At 66.1% G+C, this 4,588-nt stretch carries 4 protein-coding genes and 1 pseudogene; all 5 read left to right on the top strand.

Annotation, left to right across the window (positions count from 1 at the left end):
• Positions 1-79: pseudogene (locus AC1D2K_RS30365) on the top strand (NADH-quinone oxidoreductase subunit C); the annotation flags it as partial.
• Positions 79-1,332: an NADH-quinone oxidoreductase subunit D gene (locus tag AC1D2K_RS30360; RefSeq protein ID WP_478093605.1), complete on the top strand. Its 1,254-nt coding sequence runs from the start codon at positions 79-81 to the stop codon at positions 1,330-1,332. The pseudogene AC1D2K_RS30365 and the gene AC1D2K_RS30360, both read left to right, overlap by 1 nt.
• A gap of 8 nt (positions 1,333-1,340) precedes the next feature.
• Entirely contained in the window at positions 1,341-1,874 is a 534-nt protein-coding gene (locus AC1D2K_RS30355; protein WP_478093603.1) for an NADH-quinone oxidoreductase subunit NuoE family protein, read from the top strand.
• Positions 1,874-3,214: an NADH-quinone oxidoreductase subunit NuoF gene (nuoF, locus tag AC1D2K_RS30350; protein WP_478093602.1), complete on the top strand. Its 1,341-nt coding sequence runs from the start codon at positions 1,874-1,876 to the stop codon at positions 3,212-3,214. The genes AC1D2K_RS30355 and nuoF overlap by 1 nt, the downstream gene beginning before the upstream one ends.
• Positions 3,215-3,234: 20 nt before the next feature.
• Positions 3,235-4,588, top strand: a 1,354-nt coding sequence (gene nuoG / locus AC1D2K_RS30345) for an NADH-quinone oxidoreductase subunit NuoG (protein ID WP_478093600.1), incomplete at its 3' end; no start/stop codon positions are given.

The raw sequence follows: 4,588 nt of genomic DNA, 5'->3' as shown, positions 1-4,588 counted from the left end.
CTACCAGCCGGTCTCGATCGAGCCGCGCGAAATCACTCCCCGGGTGATCCGTGAAGACAACTACGGTGGCTTGCACTGATGGCTGAGATCAAAAACTACACGCTGAACTTCGGCCCGCAACACCCCGCAGCACACGGCGTGCTGCGTCTCGTGCTCGAACTCGACGGCGAAGTCATCCAGCGCGCCGACCCGCACATCGGCCTGCTGCACCGCGCGACCGAGAAGCTCGCCGAGTCCCGCACCTTCATCCAGTCGCTGCCCTACATGGACCGTCTCGACTACGTGTCGATGATGAGCAACGAGCACGCGTACTGCCTCGCGATCGAGCGCCTCATGGGTCTCGACGTGCCGCTGCGCGCGCAGTACATCCGCGTCATGTTCGCCGAGATCACCCGGCTGCTGAACCACCTGCTGTGGCTCGGCGCGCACGGCCTCGACTGCGGTGCGATGAACATGCTCATCTACTGCTTCCGCGAGCGTGAAGACCTGTTCGACATGTACGAGGCGGTGTCGGGTGCGCGCATGCACGCGGCCTATTTCCGACCGGGCGGCGTCTACCGCGACCTGCCCGACGCGATGCCGCAGTACAAGGTCAGCAAGATCAAGAACGCGAAGGCGATCGAGCGGCTCAACGAGAACCGCCAGGGCTCGCTGCTCGATTTCATCGACGACTTCTGCAAGCGCTTCCCGAAGATGGTCGACGAGTACGAGACGCTGCTCACCGACAACCGCATCTGGAAACAGCGCACGGTCGGCATCGGCGTGGTCACGCCCGAACGCGCCCTGAACCTCGGCTTCACCGGCCCGATGCTGCGCGGCTCGGGCATCGCCTGGGACCTGCGCAAGAAGCAGCCCTACGACGTCTATGACCGCATGGAGTTCGACGTCCCCATCGGCGTCACAGGCGACTGCTACGACCGCTACCTGGTTCGCGTCGAGGAGATGCGCCAGGCCAACAAGATCATCCAGCAGTGCTCGGCCTGGCTGCGCGCCAACCCGGGCCCGGTCATCACCAGCAACCACAAGGTGGCGGCGCCGGCGCGCGAATCGATGAAGGCCAACATGGAGGAGCTGATCCACCATTTCAAGCTCTTCACCGAAGGCTTCCACGTGCCCGAAGGCGAGGCCTACGCGGCGGTCGAACACCCGAAGGGCGAGTTCGGCATCTACCTGGTGAGCGACGGCGCCAACAAGCCCTACCGTCTGAAGATCCGCGCACCGGGCTTCCCGCACCTGGCGGCCCTGGACGAAATGGCGCGCGGACACATGATTGCCGATGCGGTCGCCGTGATCGGCACCATGGACATCGTGTTCGGCGAGATCGATCGATGAGCCAACCCATGCATTCCGACACTTCTTCCCACAGCAGCCAGGCGCCGCTGTCGGCCGCCACGCTGGAGCGGTTCGCCCGCGAGGTCGCCAAGTATCCGCCGGCGGGCAGGCAGTCGGCCGTGATGGCCTGCCTGGCCATCGTGCWGCAGGACGAGGGTTTCGTCAGCGAGCAGCGCGAGCGCGAGATCGCGGCCTATCTCGGCATGGCGCCAATCGCGGTGCACGAGGTCACGACCTTCTACAACATGTACAACCAGCGGCCGCTGGGTGCGTACAAGCTCAACGTCTGCACCAACCTGCCGTGCCAGCTGCGCGACGGCGCCGTGGCGCTGGCCCACCTCGAGAAGAAGCTCGGCATCCGCATGGGCGAGACCACGCCCGACGGCATGTTCACGCTGCAGCAGAGCGAATGCCTGGGCGCCTGCGCCGATTCGCCCGTGCTGCTGGTCAACGACCGCACCATGTGCAGCTTCATGAGCAACGAGAAGCTCGACCAGCTGATCGACGGCTTGCGCGGCGCGGCCGCGAAGGGAGCCCAATGATGTCGCCCGAGCAAGTGCTCTCGCAGTTCCAGGCCACCGGGGTCCAGACCTGCTTCCACGACCGCCACATCGAGCCGCAGATCTACGCCGGCCTGAACGGCACCAACTGGCGCCTGGCCGACTACGAGGCGCGCGGCGGCTACAAGGCGCTGCGCAAGATCCTCAGCGAGGGCCTGACGCCCGACCAGGTGATCGCCGAAGTCAAGGCCTCGGGCCTGCGCGGCCGTGGCGGCGCGGGCTTCCCGACCGGCCTCAAGTGGAGCTTCATGCCGCGCCAGTTTCCGGGCCAGAAGTACCTGGTCTGCAACTCGGACGAGGGCGAGCCGGGCACGTGCAAGGACCGCGACATCCTGCAGTTCAACCCGCACATCGTGATCGAGGGCATGGCCATCGCGGCTTACGCGATGGGCATCAGCGTGGGCTACAACTACATCCACGGCGAGATCTTCCAGTCCTACGACCGCTTCGAGGAAGCGCTCGAGGAGGCGCGCGCCGCCGGCTACCTCGGCGACGGCATCATGGGCAGCAGCTACAACTTCCAGCTGCACGCCGCGCACGGCTTCGGCGCCTACATCTGCGGCGAGGAAACCGCGCTGCTCGAATCGCTCGAAGGCAAGAAGGGCCAGCCGCGCTTCAAGCCGCCGTTCCCGGCCAGCTTCGGCCTCTACGGCAAGCCGACCACGATCAACAACACCGAGACCTTCGCGGCGGTGCCGTGGATCATCAACAACGGTGGCGTGGCCTACCTCGAGTGCGGCAAGCCGAACAACGGCGGCACCAAGATCTATTCGGTCAGCGGCGACGTCGAGCTGCCCGGCAACTACGAAGTGCCGATGGGCACGCCGTTCTCCAAGCTGCTCGAACTCGCGGGCGGCGTGCGCAAGGGCCGCCAGCTCAAGGCGGTGATCCCCGGCGGATCGTCGTCGCCGGTGCTGCCGGCCGCGATCATGATGGAGTGCACGATGGACTACGACTCCATCGCCAAGGCCGGCTCTATGCTGGGCTCGGGCGCCGTCATCGTGATGGACGACAGCCGCTCGATGGTCGAGTCGCTCAAGCGGCTTTCGTACTTCTACATGCACGAATCCTGCGGCCAGTGCACGCCCTGCCGCGAGGGCACGGGCTGGCTCTGGCGCGTGGTCGACCGCATCCACAACGGCAAGGGCAGGGCGTCCGACATGGACCTGCTGAACTCGGTCGCCGACAACATCCAGGGCCGCACCATCTGTGCGCTGGGCGACGCCGCCGCGATGCCGGTGCGCGCCATGATCAAGCACTTCCGCCACGAGTTCGAGGCGTTGATTCCGGGCTACGTCCAGCCGACGCCGGCCAAGGCCTGATGAGGCGCTGAGAAAAACATATGGTTGAAATCGAACTCGACGGCAAGAAGGTCGACATCGTCGAAGGCAGCATGATCATGCATGCGGCCGACAAGGCGGGCACCTACATCCCGCACTTCTGCTATCACAAGAAACTCAGCATCGCGGCCAATTGCCGCATGTGCCTGGTCGACGTCGAAAAGGCGCCCAAGCCGATGCCGGCCTGCGCCACGCCCGTGACGCAGGGCATGATCGTCCGCACCAAGAGCGACAAGGCCATCAAGGCCCAGCAGTCGGTGATGGAGTTCCTGCTGATCAACCACCCGCTCGACTGCCCGATCTGCGACCAGGGCGGCGAATGCCAACTGCAGGACCTGGCCGTGGGCTACGGCGCCTCGTCTTCCCGCTACGAGGAAGAAAAGCGCGTGGTGTTCCACAAGGACGTCGGCCCGCTGATCAGCATGGAAGAGATGAGCCGCTGCATCCATTGCACGCGCTGCGTCCGCTTCGGCCAGGAAGTGGCCGGCGTGATGGAGCTCGGCATGTCGCACCGCGGCGAGCACGCCGAGATCGAGACCTTCCTCGGCGACTCGGTCGACTCCGAGCTGTCGGGCAACATGATCGACATCTGCCCGGTCGGCGCGCTCACGAGCAAGCCCTTCCGCTACAGCGCCCGCACCTGGGAGCTGTCGCGCCGCAAGTCGGTCAGCCCGCACGACTCCACCGGCGCCAACCTGATCGTCCAGGTCAAGAACAACCGCGTGATGCGCGTGGTGCCGCTCGAGAACGAAGACGTCAACGAATGCTGGATCGCCGACCGCGACCGCTTCTCGTACGAGGCGCTGAACGGCCCCGAACGCCTGACGCAGCCCATGCTCAAGCAGGGCGGCCATTGGCAGCAGGTCGACTGGCAGACCGCGCTCGAATACGTCGCCAACGGCCTGAAGCAGATCAAGGCCGACCACGGTGCCCAGAGCATCGGCACGCTGGCCAGCCCGCACAGCACGCTCGAAGAGCTTCACCTGGCCAAGCTGCTGACGCACGGCCTTGGCAGCGGCAACATCGACTACCGCCTGCGCAACGCCGAGTTCGGCGCGGCCGAAGGCATCCGCTGGCTCGGCACTTCGATCGCCTCGCTGTCGCAGCTCCAGCGCGTGCTGGTGGTCGGTTCGAACCTGCGCAAGGACCATCCGCTGTTCGCGCAGCGCATCCGCCAGTCGGTGCGCAAGGGCGGCGCATTGAGCGCCATCACCTCGCCTGAACTGCTGGCCGACGCCGACGCCTGGGCCATCCCGCTCGCCCAGGCGGTGCGCGTGCCGGCCGACCAGTGGGTCGACGCCCTGGCCGAACTCGCCGGCGCGATCGCCGAGACCACCGGCGCCACCGCACCGGTGG

The sequence above is a fragment of the Variovorax sp. P1_H12_2 genome (assembly GCF_056405335.1).
This window is presented reverse-complemented; position numbering and strand designations above follow the sequence as displayed.